Raw genomic sequence first — 17,864 nt, forward strand, 5'->3', positions numbered from 1 at the left:
CGATGATGAACCTTTCCGAATATCGCCGCACCGCCGCCCGTCTCGCCGATTATCTACCCTGGGTGGCGCTCGTCCAGCACGGGGTCGTCCTGAACAAGGACGGCAGTTTCCAGCGCAGCGCAAAGTTCCGCGGTCCCGATCTCGATTCTGCCGTCGCCGCCGAACTCGTCGCTGTTGCCGCGCGCCTCAACAATGCCTTTCGCCGGCTCGGTTCGGGCTGGGCGATCTTCGTCGAGGCGCAGCGCTCGGAGGCTTCCAGCTATCCCGACAACATCTTTCCCGATCCGGCGTCAGCTCTCGTCGATGCGGAGCGCAAAGCCGACTTTGAGGAAGAAGGTAGCCATTTCGTCTCGGACTACTACCTGACTTTCCTCTGGTTGCCACCGGCCGAGGAGGCAGCACGCGCGGAGACCTGGCTCTATGAAGGCCGCGAGACCTCGGGCGTGAACCCTTGGGAGCTCGTGCGCGGCTTCATCGACCGCACCGACCGCGTCCTGACGCTTCTCGACGGTTTCATGCCCGAATGCCGCTGGCTCGATGACGGGGAGACGCTGACCTATCTCCATTCTACCATCTCCACCAACCGGCATCGCGTGCGGGTGCCGGAAACCCCGATCTATCTCGACGCGCTGCTGGCCGACCAACCGCTGACCGGCGGTCTGGAACCGCGCCTCGGCAATGCGCATCTGCGCGTCCTCACCATCACCGGTTTCCCGGCCACCACCGCGCCAGGCATCCTCGATGATCTGAACCGGCTGGCCTTTCCCTATCGCTGGTCCACCCGCGCCATCCTCATGGACAAGGTCGAAGCTACAAAGCTGCTGACGAAGATCAGGCGGCAATGGTTCGCCAAGCGCAAGTCCATCGCCGCTATCCTCAAAGAGGTGATGACAAACGAGCAGTCGGCGCTGGTCGACACCGATGCCGCGAACAAGGCGGCCGACGCGGACATGGCCTTGCAGGAACTCGGCGCCGATGTCGCCGGCCTTGCCTATATCACCGCGACCGTCACCGTCTGGGACGAGGATCATCGCCGCGCCGACGAAAAGCTGCGGCTGGTCGAGAAGGTCATCCAATCCCGCGATTTCAGCGTCATGGTCGAGACGGTCAACGCCGTCGACGCCTGGCTCGGCAGTCTGCCCGGACATGCCTATGCCAATGTCCGGCAACCGCCAGTCTCGACGCTCAACCTTGCCCACATGGTTCCATCGTCAGCCGTGTGGGCGGGACCGGAACGGGACGAGCACTTCGGCGCGCCCCCGCTGCTCTATGGCAGGACCGAAGGCTCCACCCCGTTCCGGTTTTCCCTTCATGTCGGGGATGTCGGGCATACCCTCGTGGTCGGCCCGACCGGCGCCGGCAAGAGCGTGCTGCTCGCCCTCCAGGCGCTCCAGTTCCGGCGCTATCCGCGCAGCCAGATCTTCGCCTTCGATTTCGGCGGCTCGATCCGCGCAGCGGCACTCGCCATGGGCGGCGACTGGCATGATCTCGGCGGTAAACTGACCGAAGGCTCGGATGTATCCGTATCCCTGCAACCGCTGGCCCGGATCGAGGACGTCCATGAACGGGCCTGGGCCGCCGACTGGATCATTGCCATCCTCATGCGCGAAGGCATCGCGATCACGCCCGAGGTGAAGGAACACATCTGGACAGCGCTCACTTCGCTTGCCTCCGCGCCGGCCGCAGAGTGCACGATCACCGGTCTCGCAGTGCTGCTTCAGTCCAACGATCTCAAGCAGGCGCTGCGGCCCTATTGTTACGGTGGCGCGCATGGCCGGCTGCTCGACGCGGAGTCCGAGCATCTGGGCTCGGCGGACGTGCAGGCTTTCGAGATCGAGGGGCTGGTCGGAACCGGCGCTGCCCCGGCGGTCCTGTCCTATCTCTTTCACCGCATCGGCGACCGGCTCGATGGCCGCCCGACGCTGCTTATCATCGATGAGGGCTGGCTGGCGCTCGACGATGACGGCTTCGCCGGTCAGCTTCGCGAGTGGCTCAAAACACTGCGCAAGAAGAATGCCAGCGTCATCTTCGCCACGCAGTCCCTCAGCGATATTGACAATTCGGCGATCGCGCCGGCCATCATCGAAAGCTGCCCGACGCGGCTTCTGCTACCCAACGAACGCGCCATCGAGCCGCAGATCACCGCCATCTATCGCCGCTTCGGCCTCAACGACCGGCAGATCGAGATCCTTGCGCGGGCAACACCCAAGCAGGACTACTACTGCCAGTCGCGCCGCGGCAATCGCCTGTTCGATCTCGGCCTCTCCGAAGTCGGGCTCGCGCTCTGCGCTGCATCCTCCAAATCGGACCAGAGGCTGATCAGCGACATTCTCGCCGAGCATGGGCGTGACGGCTTCCTCGACGCCTGGCTCAGAGCGCGCGGCGTCGATTGGGCGGCGGACCTTATCCCAAATCTCGCCAATCTCGAGCCGGAGCATCTGCCGGATAGCGAGATTGCTTCCTCGGCCGCGGCTTCGCCGGCCGCCTGCTTCCCAGACGATTTCGCATTTGAACTGGACCTCACAGAACAGGAGATCGAGCCATGACTGTTTCCCGCATCACCCGACTGGCCTGCGCATCCACGCTGGCGCTGGCCCTGTCGATGCCGATAGCACTGGCGCCGATCTTCACCACGCCGGCCCATGCGCTCTTCGGCTTCGGCCGCATCGTCTATGACCCCACCAACCATGCCGAAAACCTGCTGACAGCAGCCCGCACGCTGGAGCAGATCAACAACCAGATCCAGAGCCTCCAGAACGAGGCGCAGATGCTGATCAACCAGGCCCGCAACCTCGCCAGCCTGCCGCATTCCTCGCTCCAGCAGCTTCAGCAGAATGTCCAGCGTACCCAGCAGCTTCTCGGCCAGGCCCAGAACATCGCATTCGACGTGCAGGCCATCGACCGGATGTTTGCACAGGACTACGCCAAACTCGATATCTCGGCCACCGATCAGCAGCTCATCGCCGATGCGCGCTCGCGCTGGGAGAACACGGTCGGCGGATTGCAGGACGCCATGCGCGTGCAGGCCGGCGTCGTCGGCAATATCGACACCAACCGCGCCGAGATGTCGGCACTGGTCGGCCAGAGCCAGGGCGCGACCGGCGCGCTGCAAGCGACGCAGGCCGGCAATCAGCTCCTGGCGCTCCAATCCCAGCAACTGTCCGACCTGATCGCATTGCTCGCCGCCGATGGCCGCGCCGGTGCGCTGACTGAGGCCGAGCGCGCAACGGCCGCCGAACAGGGCCGCATTCAACGCGAACGTTTCCTTACACCGGGTTCGGGCTACCAGCCGAGCAATGCACAGATGTTCAACAACTGACAACCAGACGGAGGGGGCCGTTATGGACGGCAAGATGCTCGCCCGGCTGGGCGCAATCATATTCGTGGCCTTCGCGATCACCGCCACGGTGATCGAACTGGCCCGCAAGGAGGATCCCGAACCGGTTCGGTCGACACCGGTGCTGCAGCCGCCTGCCGACACTCTCCGCCAAAGCCTGCGCCGGTGCCAGCAAATGGGCGAGGCAGCCATAAGCAATCCAGACTGCCTCGCCACCTGGGCTGAATCCCGCGACCGCTTCCTGTGCCGCACTCCCGCGCCCCACGCCCAGCAATCCAACGAAGGGCGCTAGGCACATGGAAGGCACAGGCGTCATCGACAATTTCCTGGGGGTCTTTACCTCCTATATCGACTCTGGCTTCGGCTTGCTGGGTGGTGAAGTCGCGTTCATCGCCACCACGCTCATCGTTATCGATGTGACGCTCGCGGCCCTGTTCTGGGCCTGGGGCGCCGATGACGACATCATTGCGCGCCTCGTCAAGAAGACCCTGTTCGTCGGTGTCTTCGCCTATCTGATTTCCAACTGGAACAACCTGGCCCAGATCGTCTTCGACAGCTTCGCCGGACTTGGCCTCAAAGGTTCCGGAACGAGCTTTACGGCACAGGATCTGATGCGGCCCGGCAAGGTCGCACAGACCGGCCTCGATGCCGGCGGCCCGCTGCTCAATTCCATCTCCGACCTGATGGGCTACTGGTCCTTTTTTGAGAACTTCATTCAGATTGCCTGCCTGCTTTTTGCCTGGGCGCTGGTGCTGCTCGCCTTCTTCATCCTGGCGATTCAGCTCTTCGTCAGCCTCATCGAATTCAAGCTGACGGTGTTGGCGGGTTTTCTTCTCATACCCTTCGGCCTCTTCGGCAAGACCGCCTTCATGGCCGAGCGTGTGCTGGGCAATGTCGTCTCCTCCGGCATCAAGGTCCTGGTCCTAGCCATTATCATCGGCATCGGCTCGACACTGTTCGACCAGTTCACGCAGGGCTTCGGCGATCAGACCCCGAGCATCGATGACGCCATGGCGATTGTGCTTGCGGCCCTTTCCCTTCTCGGCCTCGGTATTTTCGGGCCCGGCATTGCCACCGGCCTTGTTTCCGGCGGGCCCCAGCTTGGTGCGGGCGCTGCCATCGGCACTGGCCTCGCGGTTGGTGGTGCAGCCGTCGCGGCAGGCGGTGCGGCAATGCTCGCCGCAAAGGGAGGGGCTGCGGCCCTTTCAGGCGGTGCGGCCGCCATGCGTGGCGGCGCGGCCCTCGCGGGTGGCGCTTCCACCGCTTACAATCTCGGCTCCCTCGGCAAGTCAGGGGCTGCCGGAGTTGCGTCCGGCGCAGCAGGCGTTGCCCGTGCCGCAAGCGGCGCAGCTACTTCCCCTCTCAAGCGCGCCGCCGCACGCGCTTCCCAGAGCCTTCAATCCTCCGCCCAGTCCGGAGCCCGAAGCGCCTTCGCAGCAAGCGGAGGATCCTCTTCCATGGGCACGATCCCAAGTGCGGGGGCTCCGACGGCTGCCGCGCCATCCGCATCGACCAGCACGCCTCCGGCCTGGGCACAGCGCATGCAGCGGTCCCAGGCTCTCAACCACGGCACGACCATGGCCGCCCACGCTATCCGCTCCGGTGACAGCCACGGCGGCGGCTCTTCCATCAGCCTTTCCGAAAGTGACCGCCCATGAACATCTTCAAACGCCCCGCAATCCATTACGGCAAGACACCGGCGCCTGAGACGCCTTATCAAAAAGCCGCGCAGGTCTGGGACGAGCGTATCGGCTCGGCCCGCGTCCAGGCTCGCAACTGGCGATACATGGCCTTCGGCTGCCTGATCCTTTCCGCCGGCTTTGCCTCGGCCCTGGTCTGGCAATCGGCGCGCGGCACCATCGTCCCCTGGGTGGTCGAGGTCGATAAACATGGCGAGGCCCGTGCAATCGAACCGGCCGTCGCCGGCTACCAGCCGTCCGATCCACAGATCGCTTTCCACCTGTCGCGTTTCATCGAACAGGTGCGCGGACTGCCTTCCGATCCCATCGTCGTGCGCCAGAACTGGCTTCGTGCTTACGACTTCACCACAGATCGTGGCGCCGTAGCGCTCAACGACTATGCCCGCGCCAATGATCCCTTCACCAGGGTTGGACAGCAACAGGTCTCAGTCGAGGTATCCTCGGTCATTCGCGCTTCGCCAGACAGCTTCCGCATTGCCTGGACCGAGCAGCACTATGAGAACGGCCAGCTCTCACGCACCGAACGCTGGACCGCCATCCTGACCGTCGCCCTGCAGCAGCCCCGCGACGCGGAGCGCCTGCGCGCCAATCCCCTTGGAATCTACGTCAATGCGATCAACTGGTCGCGGGAGATGAGCCAATGACCGCCGCCAATCTTACCGGCCGGAGCCGCATGACCGCTCTTGCCGCCATGCTCCTGTCAGCTTCCATGCTGGCCGGCTGCACAACCAGCCGGACGCCGCAGTTCAGCTATGACGCCAACGTGCCGGATCTGCCCGTCATCCGGGCATCGGCCACCAGCAACACCCCGCGGCCGCTTCATACGCCTCCGGCCTGGACCGTGGCGCGCGGTGGCACGGCGGCCAGCACTCCGGAAGCCCGCGTCGGCAATGCCAATGCAGCCGCCCGTGTCGAGCCGCGCCGCGAAGGCTACTATAATGCGATCCAGATCTATCCCTGGTCGGAAGGCGCGCTCTATCAGGTTTATGCCGCGGTCGGACAGATTACGACCATCGCGCTCGAACCGGGCGAGAGCCTGACCGGCGCGGGACCGATCGCGGCGGGCGACACCGCGCGCTGGATCATCGGCGATACCGAAAGCGGTTCGGGCACGACACGGCGTGTCCACGTCCTAGTCAAGCCCACGCGCACCGACATCACGACCAATCTCGTCATCACCACGGATCGCCGCACCTATCTGATCGAGCTGCGTGCCGATGAAAAGACATGGATGCCGGCTATCGCCTGGGCCTATCCGGCACCGCCTGCAAGTCAGCGCATTACCGCCTCGGCGACCCCGATCATCCCGGCAGAAGCGGCCCGCAACTACCGCTACGGTCTGTCCGGCGACAATCCGCCATGGCGCCCGGTCTCCACCTTCGACGACGGTCGCCGCGTCTATGTCGTCTTCCCGCGCGGCATCATCCAGGGCGAAATGCCGCCGCTCTTCGTGCTCGGCTCGGACGGCAAGCCCGAGATCGTCAACTCCCGCATCCATCAGAACGTCCTGATCGTCGACCGCCTGTTCGGCGCGGCCGAATTGCGGCTGGGCTCCGGCAGGCAGCAGCAGACCGTAAGGATCGTTCGCATCCAGGCCCCGCAGACGACCGCTGCATCAGGGCAGCAGTCCAACAGCGAAGGGGCACGCTCATGACAGAGAACGAAAGCCCGAAGGAGGACGCAGTGGAGCTCACCAGCGCAAACGGGGACAAGGTCGCCCCAATGCGCCTGCGGGCCGAGGCGCCGCGCGTCACCCGCATCTCGCGCAAGGTGCTGCTGGGCGCCGGGTTCGTCACCGGCATCGGCATTGGAGGAGCGCTCATCTATGCCCTTCAGGGCGTCGATCGTGGCGGCGAGCTGCAGGAGTTGATCACCACCGAACGCAGACAGACCGCCGATGGGCTGCAGGGACTTCCGGGAAGCTATGGCGATATCCCGGTACTCGGCCCCCCCTTGCCCGGCGATCTCGGTGGACCGGTGCTGCGCGCCCGCGAGGAAGGACAGCCGATACCGGCAACGCCGATGCCCGTTCCCGCCACCGATCCGGAGGAACAGCGCCGTCTCGCCGAGCTTGAAGCTGCGCGCACCAGCGAGATATTTTTCCAGGTCAGGCCCGGCAACAACGCCTCGGCGTCAACAAACACACCCGGCCCGAGTATTGCGCTGGCCGGGATTGGAGGCGCAGCCGCACAGGACCCGCAGCGTGCCTTCCTCAACGCCGAGGTCGACCGGCGGACCATCGCAGCCGACAGGGTGATGCCGCCCGCATCGCCTTATGTGGTCCAAGCCGGTTCGGTCATCCCGGCCGCGCTCATCACCGGCATTCGATCGGATCTTCCTGGCCAGATCACCGCACAAGTCACCCAGAACGTCTATGACAGCCCGACCGGCAGTCTGCTCCTCATCCCGCAAGGCACCCGCATCATCGGCGAATACGACAATGGCGTCGCCTTCGGCCAGCGCCGCGTTCTCCTCGTCTGGAACCGCCTGATCTTCCCCAACGGCCGCTCGATCGTGCTGGAGCGCCAGGCGGGTGCGGATGCATCTGGTTATGCTGGGCTTGAGGATGGCGTCGATTATCACTGGTGGGATCTGATGAAGGCGGCCGGCCTCTCGACGCTTCTAGCCGTCGGTGCCGAACTGGCGACAAGCGACGAGGACCGGCTGATCCGTGCCATCCGCGATGGCGCACAGGACACCATCAACCAGGCCGGCCAGCAGATCGTCCAGCGTCAGTTGCAGGTCAAACCCACCCTGACGATCCGGCCGGGCTTTCCGTTCCGCGTGATCGTATCGCGCGACTTGATTCTCGAACCCTACGGAGCCTCCTGATGACCCACCTTAAGCTCGGACCACTGCCCAAGGCCGGCATGACCCGCATAACTTTTTCTCTGTCCGAACCGCTCAAGGAAGAACTCGATCTCTATGCGGCCGAACATAGCCGCCTCTATGAGCCGGTAGAGGCAGCGAGCCTGCTTCCCCACATGCTGGAAGCATTTCTGCGCTCCGATCGTGGTTGGCGGAGCAGAAAGGCAAAAGCCGCGAAGCAACCTAATGTGAAATCTCTAGCAGCGCGGAATACCGGCGAGCCGACCTGATGCTGGGCAAGAATGTCGACAGTTCAGGAGAGTTTGAGGCCAAGCTTTTTCCGGCCTCGGGACCCGAGAGCCGGTTCTTCAACAACCCGCTTGCGACCCAGTCCCGAGCCTTTTGCTAGCTTCGACCGAGTGGCCGAGTAGTTCGGCGCCACCATGGGATAATCATTGGGCAAGCCCCATTTCTCGCGATACTGCTCTGGGGTCAGGTCGTAGTGCGCTGTCAGGTGGCGCTTCAGCGACTTGAATTTCTTCCCGTCCTCCAGGCAGATGATGAAATCGGGCGTGACTGACTTCTTGATCGCGACTGCCGGAGTGGGTTTCTCTTCCACGGCCGGAGCGCTTCCCGTCTGGAGAGCGGAAATGGCGGCGTGTGTTTCAGCAATAATTCTGGACAGTTCGGTTGTGGACACATGATTGTTGCTGACATAGGCGGCAACAATCTCGGCCGTCAGGCCTATCCGGTCGGTACGAGCGTCTGAAACACTATCGGTCATTCTTTCCCTCACAAACAAAGCGATCCAATTCCGCTGATATAGCTAATCTGACTGCAGCAACACGCAGTTCCTAGGCGGAAATATTTGCCGAGCTCACATTCTCCTCATGGAGCTGCCGGGAACTACGTCGGTTGGCCGACAGATTCCGTGCAAAGCTGATGAACCAGCGCAGTGCCGGATTGTCGTTGAGCGGCGACCAGACCGCGCTGAACGGAACAATGTCCTCCGAGGCTGTCAGTGGCCGCAAGGCAAGATCAGGAAACCTCATGCTCGTCCATCCCTCCGATACCACTGTGATTTCCCTGCCCAAGGCGATCGTGTGCATCAGTGTCTCCAAATCCATCGGTCGGTACATCACCTGCGGATACGTGCTGTAATCGGCGATCCTGCGCACGATATAATCATGCACTTCCGGTCCCGGCTCCTGTGCGCTCACGACGAACCGTTCATTCTCCAAATCGGGCCAGTCCACGTCGGCGTGCTCGGCCAGAGGATGCTCCGCCGACATGGCGACATGAACGCGCTCATTCCAGAGCTCCTGCACGTCGCAATCGAGCTGCGGGCCATTGCCGGTCAGGAAGGCGACATCGATTTCCCGTGATCTGATCTTGGAAAGATGATCCCGCCGGCCTCCGGTACGGACATCGAGGAAAACACCCGGATATTGGTCATCGAAGGCAGCGATCAGCTCTCGCAGAAAACCACCTGCAAGCGTCGTGATAATGCCGATCCGAACCGTGCCCAATTCGACACGGCCGGCCGCATCTGCGTGATGTAGAGCCATCTCGATTGTTTGGATGGCAGGGACGATCTCATTGAGGAACCTTGCACCTGCAACGGTCAGGCGAACCCCGGCCGATGTCCGCTCGAACAGCGATACGCCGATCGAGTCCTCGAAATGCCGAACCCTCCGGCTGACGGTTGACACTTTGGTCTTCAGTGCCAGGGCTGCACCCGAGAAGCTCATGCTCTCTGCCGCCGCCAGCACATAGCGCAGCGGCCGTAGATCGAACGGTAAGCTTTTGTCAGGCCATCGGACGGAACGCGCCCATAGCGGAGTTCCGTCCCGTCTACTCGGCGCGATATTCCTCGCGCCTGCTCGCTCTGTTCGCCGCGATTTCATACATCTGCGCTCCTCCAATAATCTGGGAATAACGGGCAGGCTGACCGTCGACAGGCCGACTGATTCTGTTCAGGTAGAGCGCCCCAAGGGTCATCAAGATTACGGTCGCCAGCGACAGAACAAAGACCATGCGAATTCTTTTCGCCTTTATTTCCCGCTCCCCGGTCCAGTCGATCCTTGAATGCCTATGCATCAAACTTCGCTTGCATTTCATTGCCTGCGATCTCGGCCGCCAAGATCGCAATGGCGGTTGCTGCCTGGCTAGAATCCCAACCTGCCTCCGTTGCCAGTTTCATCAGGCCAAAGACGGATGGCTCAAGAGCAAATTGGCATTCCGCGACATAGGACGGATCGGCGACTGCCTTCGTCGGGCCATTGATGCGATTTCGATTGATCATTCTCTTTCCTGCTGCGACGGCTTGGGCAGATCTCTCGCCTATGTGCAGACCCACTCCTTGATTTCACACCGCGCGCCGCTGACTTCGCACGCCTGTAACGACACTTGTTCCGCCTCTTTTCGTGTAGGAGCGGACGTCGCCCCCCATACCGCCATTTTCCCGGTCGACTCCTTGCTCACCGCTAATGCACCGCAGTGATTGTATGGAAATCCGCTTCCATCATCGTCGTTCCAATGTCTGTGGTTGCGGAATACTGTGACGATGGTGCAGGATGCTCCACCGGCCTTCTCACAATGCCGAAGGGCCGTCTGTTCAGCCTCCGGCCGCTTGTCGGCTCCCCAAAAGAAGCCATGCTTGCCATCGCGCTGTGAATAGGCGATTGCAGCCCAGATACCCTTTTGATCGTTGCCGCCGGTTTCGAATTGCGCGACCGGGGGCTCGGGGATTTCCGAGGTTGTGGCCGACAGGTCCGCGGCAAAGACTGTGGATATGCAGGTCACGGTAAACAGGCCCGCGGAGGCGACGATGCTTCGTATGGTCATTGCTGATGCTCCTTCTGCCTGGTTTGCGACGCAGGCTGTTCAGGCGAACATGATGTGTGCGGAGCGTCTCGATGGAGACGCGGCCGGCAATCGGGAAGCCGACCCTGCCTTGGGGCATTGCCGGACACTCCGTCCTCTCGACAGGGCGCTGCAGTGCTGGCTGTCATGCCATAAGCGACTGTGAGCAGCGCGAGGGTGGAAGATACGGCTGCAGCTCGGATCGCAGCTTGATGGATACCTGTCCGGTGCGAGGGAGTTGAAGGTCTCATGAGTTTAACCCGCAGCCTGGGTGACCGAGATCACGATGCATGACTGGTCTGAGGGTAGCAGAAGAACCTGCCCCCCATTGTTTGCGAGATTATAGACAGGGACCGGCCCCAACGTGCTCGCCAGTGTACTTCCTGCCGGCAGGGTCGCGGGCATCTCGGGGCATTTTTTCGGAAACGGCGCGATCCGGACCATTGACCCTTCACACGAAGCCCCATTGGGAGATGCAAAAACCAGACCCGCTGCAGGGCCGGCATAGGTCGACGAAGCATAGGTCATGCCGACGAGCGCCTGCACGGAATGCTTGTCGGGCTCGGAATTGTGCCATTGGGATTGCACATTGTATTTCGAACCATTCGCCAGCAACTGGCCCAGAACCGGGAATACGGTCCCGCAGGTCTTAATGCCGGCTTGTTTGACGTGCTCGACAAATGGCGTTGTCGGCAAAGCCGGATCGACTTTCGGTGTCTCCGCCGTGGTGGCTTGCGCAAATACGCTCACAACGGCAGGAAATTGAAGTGCTGCAAGCCCTATGCCACCGAGGGCCAGTATCCCTGCAGCGGCGACGAGCGCGGTGCGGCCATAACTCCGCCCGGGATTAACGGCATGCTCCGTTGCAGTGGAAGGGTGGGTTGCTCCGCCATTTCTGGACATTATTCGGTCGTGGATAGATTGCTGCGTCATCCTGGTGCTCGTTTCAATTGATTGCGGACAGGGCTGTAGCCAGCCCCTTGAGGGACGCGGTCACGGAGATGCTGTCTCCTGCTGTCGTCGAATAGGAAATTTCCGGGCTGGATTGCTTGCCGATGTGTTCGCGAAGGATCGGCCCGACGGGAACCTTGCCGACACACACAATGTCATTGCAGCCCTCGATGGCAATAGCGACAGGGTTGGCGCGACCGGGGAATTTCAATGAAATCTTGCCGTCGCTCTTTGCGTTCGGCGACGTACGCAGGATCATGAATGGCTTGCCATCCTGGGTCGCCGCCAGTGACCAGCTGAAAACCAGCTTGTCCGACCGGTCGACGATAACCTGGCTGACATTGCACACCATTTGCTTGGCATGCAGATTTTCGTCGCAGATAAGCGTCCAGTTCTCGAACGGCCGGATGCTGCGACGATACTGGCCGACCGGTACATCTGCGGGGACAACGATATCAGACGGTTTGATCCGGTAACTGGTTGTGGCCGACCGTGAAACCTCCTGCCCGGCAGCGGGCGGGCTGCCGGGCAGGAGAAGGCAAGCCACGAGTATGAGGGCGGGGGTTGTGGCTTGCCTGAGCATGGCGGCCTCAGTTCAGCGTGAAGCTAAGGCCGGCACCAACACCCCAGTTTCCGCCCGCGGTGGTGGCAGACAGGTTGCTGCGCAGGCGGCCGTCTTCGCTGGTGTAACCGGCACCGAAGGCAAGCGCGCCTTCACCACGCCAGAAGCCGCCGCCCACAGCCACGCTCGCCTTGCCGGGACGGTCATCATAGCGCAGTGATGCCGCTGCGAGTCCAATCGCGGCTGCCTGACGAGCTTCGCTCCGCACCTCACCGATTTCCTGGTTCAACTGGCCAAACTTGTAGTCTGTATAGTTGTTGGCTTGATTGAGCGTCGTCACCGCCACCTGATCGGTGTAATTGTTCGCCGTTTCGATCGCATAGTTGACTCGGTTATCGGTGTAATTGTTCGCCGTCTTGATGCCATCCTTGAGCTGGCTGACGTTGACGGCGTCCGTATCGGCTTGGCCCGCGGCAACGTTGGAGATCAACACCGGCGCATTCGGATCACCACCCTCGAGGGTGATCGAGTTGAACTTATTCTCACCGTCGTTGTCGTATTTGACAGCAAATTTATCCAGCTCCCCAATACCTTGATCAAGATCCTCTATCGCCTGATTGGTGGCGTGAAGCTGTGAACCATTGACGGCGTCGGTAGAGTCTTCAGAAACCCGGCCGGCTGCGACATTGGTGATCGTACGCTCTGCACCTTCGTCACCGACGCTGACGGTACCGACAGGATCAGTGCCGGCAAACTCATACCGCTTGCCGTTGATCGTCGTACCGGTGGTAGCAACGGCTTCCTGGGTCACGGAACCCGCACCCAGCGCCACGTCGTTGGCGTTGTTGGCCTGTGCACCTTCACCGATCGCCACGGCGCCATCGGCTCCCGTGGCTGTCGTCGCTCCGTTACCCATCGCGATGCTGCCATCACCGTTCGCAACTGCCTCAGGCCCGATTGCAACGCTTTCCTGGCCAACCGCCTGGCTGTCCGCCGCAGAGGAGTTGGCGTGGAAATACTTGATGCCACCACCATTATCGATGTCGTCAATTCGTGAATTGACGTTGGTCACACTCTGGCTGAGGCCGCCCAGCGCATCACCCACATTGTCATGGGTAATGGTGGTCACGTTCCCGGCCGCATCGATCGATGCGATATCGTAAGCGGGTGCCGTGAGCGTGCCATCAGGATTGACCGATATGCCATAGGCAGCGCCACCGAGGTGAGTGGCGATGCTGTTAGCCGTACCCCAGAGTTGCGCGCCGTTGATCGCATCCGTCGAGAACTGATTGATCACCCCTTGCGACAGGTTGGTTATGCGCGTACCACCGGTCAGACCGCCGTCGGAGGAAACATCGCCCTCAAGCGTGATGAGGTCCTTCGGGTCGCCGGTCGTACCATCATATTTGACGGCGCGATCATCCAGTTCACCGACGGTGTCGTCGATGGCCTCAATCGCCTGATTGGTCGCAAAAAGCTGCGATCCGTTAATGCCATCGGTGCTGTCGGCGGCGATGCGGCCGGCTGCGAGGTTGGTGATGGTGCGCTCAGCGCCTGCCGATCCCACGCTCACCGTCGAAACGGGGTTCGCTCCGGCAAACGTGTATGCTGTGCCGTTGATCGTTACGCCAGACGTTGCGACGAGGGTGTCTGCGATGGAACCATGACCCAGGGCAACGCCATGCGCGATCGTGGCCTGTGCGCCCTGACCGAGAGCCGTCGAGTAATCGGCATTGGCCAGCGAAAACTGACCGAAAGCGGAGGAGTAGGCGCCAGTCGCTCGTGCGTATTGGCCGACCGCCGTGGAATTTACACCGATAGCTTCTGCGACCTGTCCAACGGCTGTCGAGAATTCGCTATTGGCAATTGCGCCTTCACCAACCGCTGTCGTGAAGTTCGCCGTCGCCTGGCTATTCTGGCCGATTGCCGATGCGAAATCGCCTGTTGCGTGAGCAAACTGACCGACTGCGGAGGAAGCGAGGCCGCTTGCATTCGAATACATGCCAACTGCGAGGGTGTTCTCCTGGGTTGCCTGCGCGCGCTGTCCCAACGCGGTCGCATACTTGCCTGAGGCAATAGCTTGGTCGCCTACGGCAGTGCTCGATTCACCGCTCGCGACCGATTCACCGCCAAGAGCGACACCACGAGGACCGGAGGCAATTGCGCCACGGCCGATCGCGACCGTCTGGTAGCTGCTCGACGAAGCGTCCATGCCTATGGCGATAGCATTGGAACCTGTTGCACCATCATTGTTGAAGTTGCCGCCACCGGACGAATTCACGCTGAAGTAATGGGTGGCCGAAGCATCAACATGCTCGCCAAGCGCTTTGAGCTGAGCGACGTTGACCGCATCACTATCTTCCGTGCCGGCAGCGACACCGGTGATCTGGCGGTACTGTCCATTGGCCGCATCGCCGATCGAAAGTGCGGCCAGCGTGCTGGTCGTGGCATTGATCCCTGAAGAGTCGGTACCGATCGGAACGTAGCCCGATATACCGGCGGCGGTGTTTGCTACTGAATCCGAGCCAAGAGCCACAGAGCCATCCAACCTTGCCGAAGCACTGCTACCCAGCGCCACTGTATCGCTGGCAGAAACCCCGGAGTTTGCAAACATGCCTAGGGAAATATTGCGGGAACCATTCGAACTTCCACCAGCCCAATTGCCGATCGCGATACTGTTGTCTCCTATCGCCCCCAAGCCCGCAGCCTCGCCGAGATATGTGTTGCTTGAGCCGTTCGAGGAGATGCCTGCCCACGTTCCGCCAAAGAAGTTTCCGCTGCCGGTAGCGTTCTGCCCGGCCTGCGCGCCGATGGCTAGAGTGCCAATCCCCGACGCCTCAGCCATGTCGCCGATCGCGACCGAGCTGGTTCCGCTGGCATTGGCGCGGCCAAGAGCCAGGCTGTTGCTGCCACTTGCCTTGGCTTGAACACCCAAAGCCGTGCTGTACAGGCCGGAAGCGTTTGCGAGCATGCCCACAGCGGTGGTCGCACTACTGGAGGCGCTTGCATCTACACCAGCCGCCAATGCGCCCGCGCCCGTCGCGCCATCATTATTATAGTTGCCACCCGGAGTGCCGCCGTCATTCACGCTGTAGTAATGCGTTGCCGTCTCGTCGACATGGTCGGCTAGGGTGCTGAGTTGCGCCACGTTTACGGCATCTGTTTCCGCCGTGCCCGCCGCGACATTGGTGATCTGTCGTGTCGCGCCGTTTCCGCCAACGCTGACGGCGCCAAGCGTACTCACCCAGGTCGAGTTGGTGTTCGTCGTGGGAAGGCCGGCGACCGGATCGTAGCCCGCTACACCAGCCGCCGTTGTCGCGCGCGACTGGTAGCCCAACGCTACGCCGTCAGTTACCGTCACCTGTGCTGCGCCGCCCAGAGCCGCGCCATTCCTTGCGGAAACTGTGTTGCCCACACCCACCGCAACGCCGCCGGGCGCAGATACCGTGTTTCCCTGCCCCAATGCAACTTGCGATGGATCCTGCCCGGTGCTCGTCCCCGTCAGTTGGTTATACATGCCGACGGCGATACCATACTGGGCCCCCGCAGCAATCGTGTTGCCTTTACCGAACGCTTGGGAATTAGGTGCGGCACTGGTGTTGCCGCTGCCGACCAGGATCACTTCGCTCGATCCGGTCGCCCTGTTGCTCAGACCAAAGACCGAGGTGTTTTGCCCGGTTATCGTGTTGTTGCTGCCAACAGCGGTCGAATTTCCGCCACCGCTAACGGTGTTCTGCCATCCGACCGCCGTGCTTTGGTTTCCGGAGTTGACGCGGCTCGAGGTTCCGATTGCAATACTGTCGAAGGAAGCAGCCCGCGAACCTTGGCCAATCGCTATGCTATTCCCACCGACCGCGCTGCTGCCGTTGCCGAGAGCGGTGGATCCCGCGCCTGTCGCCTTGGCCTCTGTTCCTACTGCTGTTGCACCGGAGATATCCGCTGAAGCGTTTTGACCAACTGCCGTCCCGGCAATTGTGCCTGCAACTGTGGAACCACCGAGATAGGTTGCCGTCGCGCCGTCACCCAAGGCAGTGCCGCCATTCCCAGCACGAGCGACAGCGCCGAGCGCAACCGAACCGGTCGCTTCGGAGCCACGACCAATGGCGATAGCATCCACGCCACTTGCCTGTGCTGCCGAACCCATGGCGATAGCGTTTTCAGCCAGCGCTTCAGCATCTGCGCCAATCGCGATCGCCTTGTCGCCAGTGGCGCGGCTCGCCAATGTAGCTGCCCGTTCCGCGCCGCCACTACCACTCTGGGTCGACGCTCCTATTGCAATGGAATATTCACCTTCCGCCGCGGTACCATAACCGAGGGCTGTGGCACCCTGCGCCGTTGCCGTCGTACTGCTGCCCAGCGCTAAAGACATGTCCCCAGAAGCTACACTAGACCTGCCCGCTGCAAAGCTAGCGTACCCACTTGCCCTGTTGGAAACACCAATAGCGGTGCTGTACTCGCCGCTGGCGGCGTTTCGGTAGCCGACCGAAGTGCTGTGGTTTCCGGCAGCCTCTGCCTCGATTCCAGCGGCCAAGGAATTTCGGCCGGTGGCGCCATCATTGTTGTAGTTGCCGCCGATCGCACCGCCGTCATTGACGCTGTAATAGTGCGTTTGCGCCGCTTCGAGTTGTGAGACGTTGACCGCGTCCGTGGCCGCGCTGCCAGCCGCCAAATTGGTAATTCGGCGCTCTGAGCCTGACGAACCGATCGAGACCTCACCAGCCGGCGCGGTTCCCACGATGTCGGTGAGGTTGCCGGTCGGGCTATAGGCTGCGGCACCGAGCGTCGCACCATCGGCAACACTACCAACACCCAAGGCGACGCTGTTATCCGCCGTGACCGTGGCGGCCTGACCCACGGCCAGGCTGTATGCGCCTGAAGCCGTGCTGTCAGCGCCAAGCGCCGTCGTCCGCTCACCAGTCGCTTGCGCACCCGCGCCCATAGCGACAGCACCTACCTTGTCCGCCACACTGCTATTGCCAACCGCTGTGGCGAAGCCTTGTCCGTCGACCGTTTCCGCGTTGGCGTTCTGGCCCAGCGCCGTGGACATAGAGTCCGCCCTGCTATCTGCGCCCAACACAATTGAGTGAACACCCAGCGCCTCGGAATTGCTGCCGATGGCGACCGAGAAGTCGCCCGAAGCGGATGCGTTAGGCCCAACGGCGGTGCTTTTCTCAGCTGAAGCAGTGGCGCCCATGCCGATAGCGGCAGCGTCTGCGCCCCCAGCTGAAGCATTGATACCTGCCGCAAGGGCATTTTGACCGCTTGCCGACGTCGAGGTGTTCCCGAATGCGATCGCCCCAGCGCCAAGGTTGGCAGCAGACCATGCATTCAACGCCGCGAGATCGACATCCATGGGTGACGCCCCTACTGGGACATTGGTGACGGTCGCGAATCCGCCTTCCTTCGGTACCTGGCATGTCCAACTGCCGCTACCCGCGACAGGCCGCGCGCATGATGCGCCATTGGGCAGAAGGGTGCTTTCGGCAAATACCGGTGAAGCGAAACCAAGGCTCAAGGCAATTGCCCCCCCGACACTGAGCGCACCCAGTCCCAGCCGCTTCCGGCCCACGCCCAAAGACATGGAGGACATACGCAAAACGGCCATCAACCGACGACGGGTGGATCGAGTATCTGATGCGCC

16 protein-coding genes are annotated in these 17,864 nt (G+C 62.0%); 8 read left to right on the plus strand and 8 right to left on the minus strand.

Features of this window, described 5'->3' with window-relative positions:
- Positions 1–2 precede the first annotated feature (2 nt).
- From trbE to AC0TNJ_RS13260, 8 genes are read left to right on the plus strand one after another with little or no spacing between them, the layout of a single operon-like run.
- Positions 3–2,546, plus strand: coding sequence for a conjugal transfer protein TrbE (gene trbE, locus AC0TNJ_RS13225; RefSeq protein WP_473771375.1), 2,544 nt, complete (start codon positions 3–5; stop codon positions 2,544–2,546).
- Positions 2,543–3,319: a P-type conjugative transfer protein TrbJ gene (gene trbJ / locus AC0TNJ_RS13230; RefSeq protein WP_473771376.1), complete on the plus strand. Its 777-nt coding sequence runs from the start codon at positions 2,543–2,545 to the stop codon at positions 3,317–3,319. The genes trbE and trbJ overlap by 4 nt, the downstream gene beginning before the upstream one ends.
- Positions 3,320–3,341: 22 nt before the next feature.
- Positions 3,342–3,629, plus strand: a complete 288-nt coding sequence (trbK-alt, locus tag AC0TNJ_RS13235; RefSeq protein ID WP_473767917.1) for a putative entry exclusion protein TrbK-alt — start codon at positions 3,342–3,344, stop codon at positions 3,627–3,629.
- A 4-nt stretch (positions 3,630–3,633) separates the two neighbouring features.
- Positions 3,634–4,995, plus strand: coding sequence for a P-type conjugative transfer protein TrbL (gene trbL, locus AC0TNJ_RS13240; protein WP_473767916.1), 1,362 nt, complete (start codon positions 3,634–3,636; stop codon positions 4,993–4,995).
- Entirely contained in the window at positions 4,992–5,681 is a 690-nt protein-coding gene (gene trbF / locus AC0TNJ_RS13245; RefSeq protein WP_473767915.1) for a conjugal transfer protein TrbF, read from the plus strand. Before trbL ends, trbF begins: the two co-directional genes overlap by 4 nt.
- Positions 5,678–6,691 carry a P-type conjugative transfer protein TrbG gene (gene trbG / locus AC0TNJ_RS13250; RefSeq protein ID WP_473767914.1) on the plus strand — a complete coding sequence of 338 codons (1,014 nt, stop codon included), beginning with the start codon at positions 5,678–5,680 and terminating at the stop codon, positions 6,689–6,691. The genes trbF and trbG overlap by 4 nt, the downstream gene beginning before the upstream one ends.
- Positions 6,688–7,869, plus strand: coding sequence for a TraB/TrbI/VirB10 family type IV secretion system protein (locus AC0TNJ_RS13255; protein ID WP_473767913.1), 1,182 nt, complete (start codon positions 6,688–6,690; stop codon positions 7,867–7,869). The genes trbG and AC0TNJ_RS13255 overlap by 4 nt, the downstream gene beginning before the upstream one ends.
- Positions 7,869–8,135 carry a DUF2274 domain-containing protein gene (locus AC0TNJ_RS13260; protein WP_473767912.1) on the plus strand — a complete coding sequence of 89 codons (267 nt, stop codon included), beginning with the start codon at positions 7,869–7,871 and terminating at the stop codon, positions 8,133–8,135. Before AC0TNJ_RS13255 ends, AC0TNJ_RS13260 begins: the two co-directional genes overlap by 1 nt.
- 23 nt (positions 8,136–8,158) lie before the next feature.
- Here AC0TNJ_RS13260 and AC0TNJ_RS13265 read toward each other — a convergent pair whose 3' ends face one another.
- The 8 genes from AC0TNJ_RS13265 to AC0TNJ_RS13300 all read right to left on the minus strand — a co-directional run bounded on the left by AC0TNJ_RS13265 (position 8,159) and on the right by AC0TNJ_RS13300 (position 17,804).
- On the minus strand, positions 8,159–8,629 hold the full coding sequence (locus AC0TNJ_RS13265) for a Ros/MucR family transcriptional regulator (protein WP_473767911.1): 471 nt from the start codon (positions 8,627–8,629) through the stop codon (positions 8,159–8,161).
- A 70-nt stretch (positions 8,630–8,699) separates the two neighbouring features.
- Positions 8,700–9,752: a LysR family transcriptional regulator gene (locus tag AC0TNJ_RS13270; RefSeq protein WP_473767910.1), complete on the minus strand. Its 1,053-nt coding sequence runs from the start codon at positions 9,750–9,752 to the stop codon at positions 8,700–8,702.
- Entirely contained in the window at positions 9,700–9,882 is a 183-nt protein-coding gene (locus AC0TNJ_RS13275) for a hypothetical protein (protein ID WP_473768121.1), read from the minus strand. Before AC0TNJ_RS13275 ends, AC0TNJ_RS13270 begins: the two co-directional genes overlap by 53 nt.
- 55 nt (positions 9,883–9,937) lie before the next feature.
- Complete coding sequence (locus AC0TNJ_RS13280) at positions 9,938–10,150, minus strand: hypothetical protein (protein WP_151572697.1); 213 nt, start codon at positions 10,148–10,150, stop codon at positions 9,938–9,940.
- Positions 10,151–10,188: 38 nt separating this feature from the next.
- On the minus strand, positions 10,189–10,692 hold the full coding sequence (locus AC0TNJ_RS13285) for a DUF4189 domain-containing protein (protein ID WP_473767909.1): 504 nt from the start codon (positions 10,690–10,692) through the stop codon (positions 10,189–10,191).
- A gap of 273 nt (positions 10,693–10,965) precedes the next feature.
- On the minus strand, positions 10,966–11,643 hold the full coding sequence (locus AC0TNJ_RS13290) for a hypothetical protein (RefSeq protein WP_473771377.1): 678 nt from the start codon (positions 11,641–11,643) through the stop codon (positions 10,966–10,968).
- A 13-nt stretch (positions 11,644–11,656) separates the two neighbouring features.
- The gene (locus AC0TNJ_RS13295) at positions 11,657–12,244 is read right to left on the minus strand and encodes an invasion associated locus B family protein (protein WP_473767907.1); all 588 of its coding nucleotides are present in this window, start codon (positions 12,242–12,244) and stop codon (positions 11,657–11,659) included.
- 7 nt (positions 12,245–12,251) lie between these two features.
- Positions 12,252–17,804, minus strand: coding sequence for a YadA-like family protein (locus AC0TNJ_RS13300; RefSeq protein WP_473771378.1), 5,553 nt, complete (start codon positions 17,802–17,804; stop codon positions 12,252–12,254).
- Between the last annotated feature and the right edge of the window lie 60 nt (positions 17,805–17,864).

This window comes from Ochrobactrum sp. PL_is483 (assembly GCF_055816855.1).

What these genes read in the sequence shown, in the direction of transcription:
- AC0TNJ_RS13265 (WP_473767911.1), bottom strand. Translation starts at nt 8,629, where the DNA reads ATGACCGATAGTGTTTCAGACGCTCGTACCGACCGGATAGGCCTGACG.
- trbL (WP_473767916.1), top strand. Translation starts at nt 3,634, where the DNA reads ATGGAAGGCACAGGCGTCATCGACAATTTCCTGGGGGTCTTTACCTCC.
- trbF (WP_473767915.1), top strand. Translation starts at nt 4,992, where the DNA reads ATGAACATCTTCAAACGCCCCGCAATCCATTACGGCAAGACACCGGCG.
- AC0TNJ_RS13290 (WP_473771377.1), bottom strand. Translation starts at nt 11,643, where the DNA reads ATGACGCAGCAATCTATCCACGACCGAATAATGTCCAGAAATGGCGGA.
- trbE (WP_473771375.1), top strand. Translation starts at nt 3, where the DNA reads ATGATGAACCTTTCCGAATATCGCCGCACCGCCGCCCGTCTCGCCGAT.
- AC0TNJ_RS13255 (WP_473767913.1), top strand. Translation starts at nt 6,688, where the DNA reads ATGACAGAGAACGAAAGCCCGAAGGAGGACGCAGTGGAGCTCACCAGC.
- AC0TNJ_RS13275 (WP_473768121.1), bottom strand. Translation starts at nt 9,882, where the DNA reads ATGGTCTTTGTTCTGTCGCTGGCGACCGTAATCTTGATGACCCTTGGG.
- trbG (WP_473767914.1), top strand. Translation starts at nt 5,678, where the DNA reads ATGACCGCCGCCAATCTTACCGGCCGGAGCCGCATGACCGCTCTTGCC.
- AC0TNJ_RS13270 (WP_473767910.1), bottom strand. Translation starts at nt 9,752, where the DNA reads ATGAAATCGCGGCGAACAGAGCGAGCAGGCGCGAGGAATATCGCGCCG.
- trbK-alt (WP_473767917.1), top strand. Translation starts at nt 3,342, where the DNA reads ATGGACGGCAAGATGCTCGCCCGGCTGGGCGCAATCATATTCGTGGCC.
- AC0TNJ_RS13295 (WP_473767907.1), bottom strand. Translation starts at nt 12,244, where the DNA reads ATGCTCAGGCAAGCCACAACCCCCGCCCTCATACTCGTGGCTTGCCTT.
- AC0TNJ_RS13260 (WP_473767912.1), top strand. Translation starts at nt 7,869, where the DNA reads ATGACCCACCTTAAGCTCGGACCACTGCCCAAGGCCGGCATGACCCGC.
- trbJ (WP_473771376.1), top strand. Translation starts at nt 2,543, where the DNA reads ATGACTGTTTCCCGCATCACCCGACTGGCCTGCGCATCCACGCTGGCG.
- AC0TNJ_RS13300 (WP_473771378.1), bottom strand. Translation starts at nt 17,804, where the DNA reads ATGTCTTTGGGCGTGGGCCGGAAGCGGCTGGGACTGGGTGCGCTCAGT.
- AC0TNJ_RS13285 (WP_473767909.1), bottom strand. Translation starts at nt 10,692, where the DNA reads ATGACCATACGAAGCATCGTCGCCTCCGCGGGCCTGTTTACCGTGACC.
- AC0TNJ_RS13280 (WP_151572697.1), bottom strand. Translation starts at nt 10,150, where the DNA reads ATGATCAATCGAAATCGCATCAATGGCCCGACGAAGGCAGTCGCCGAT.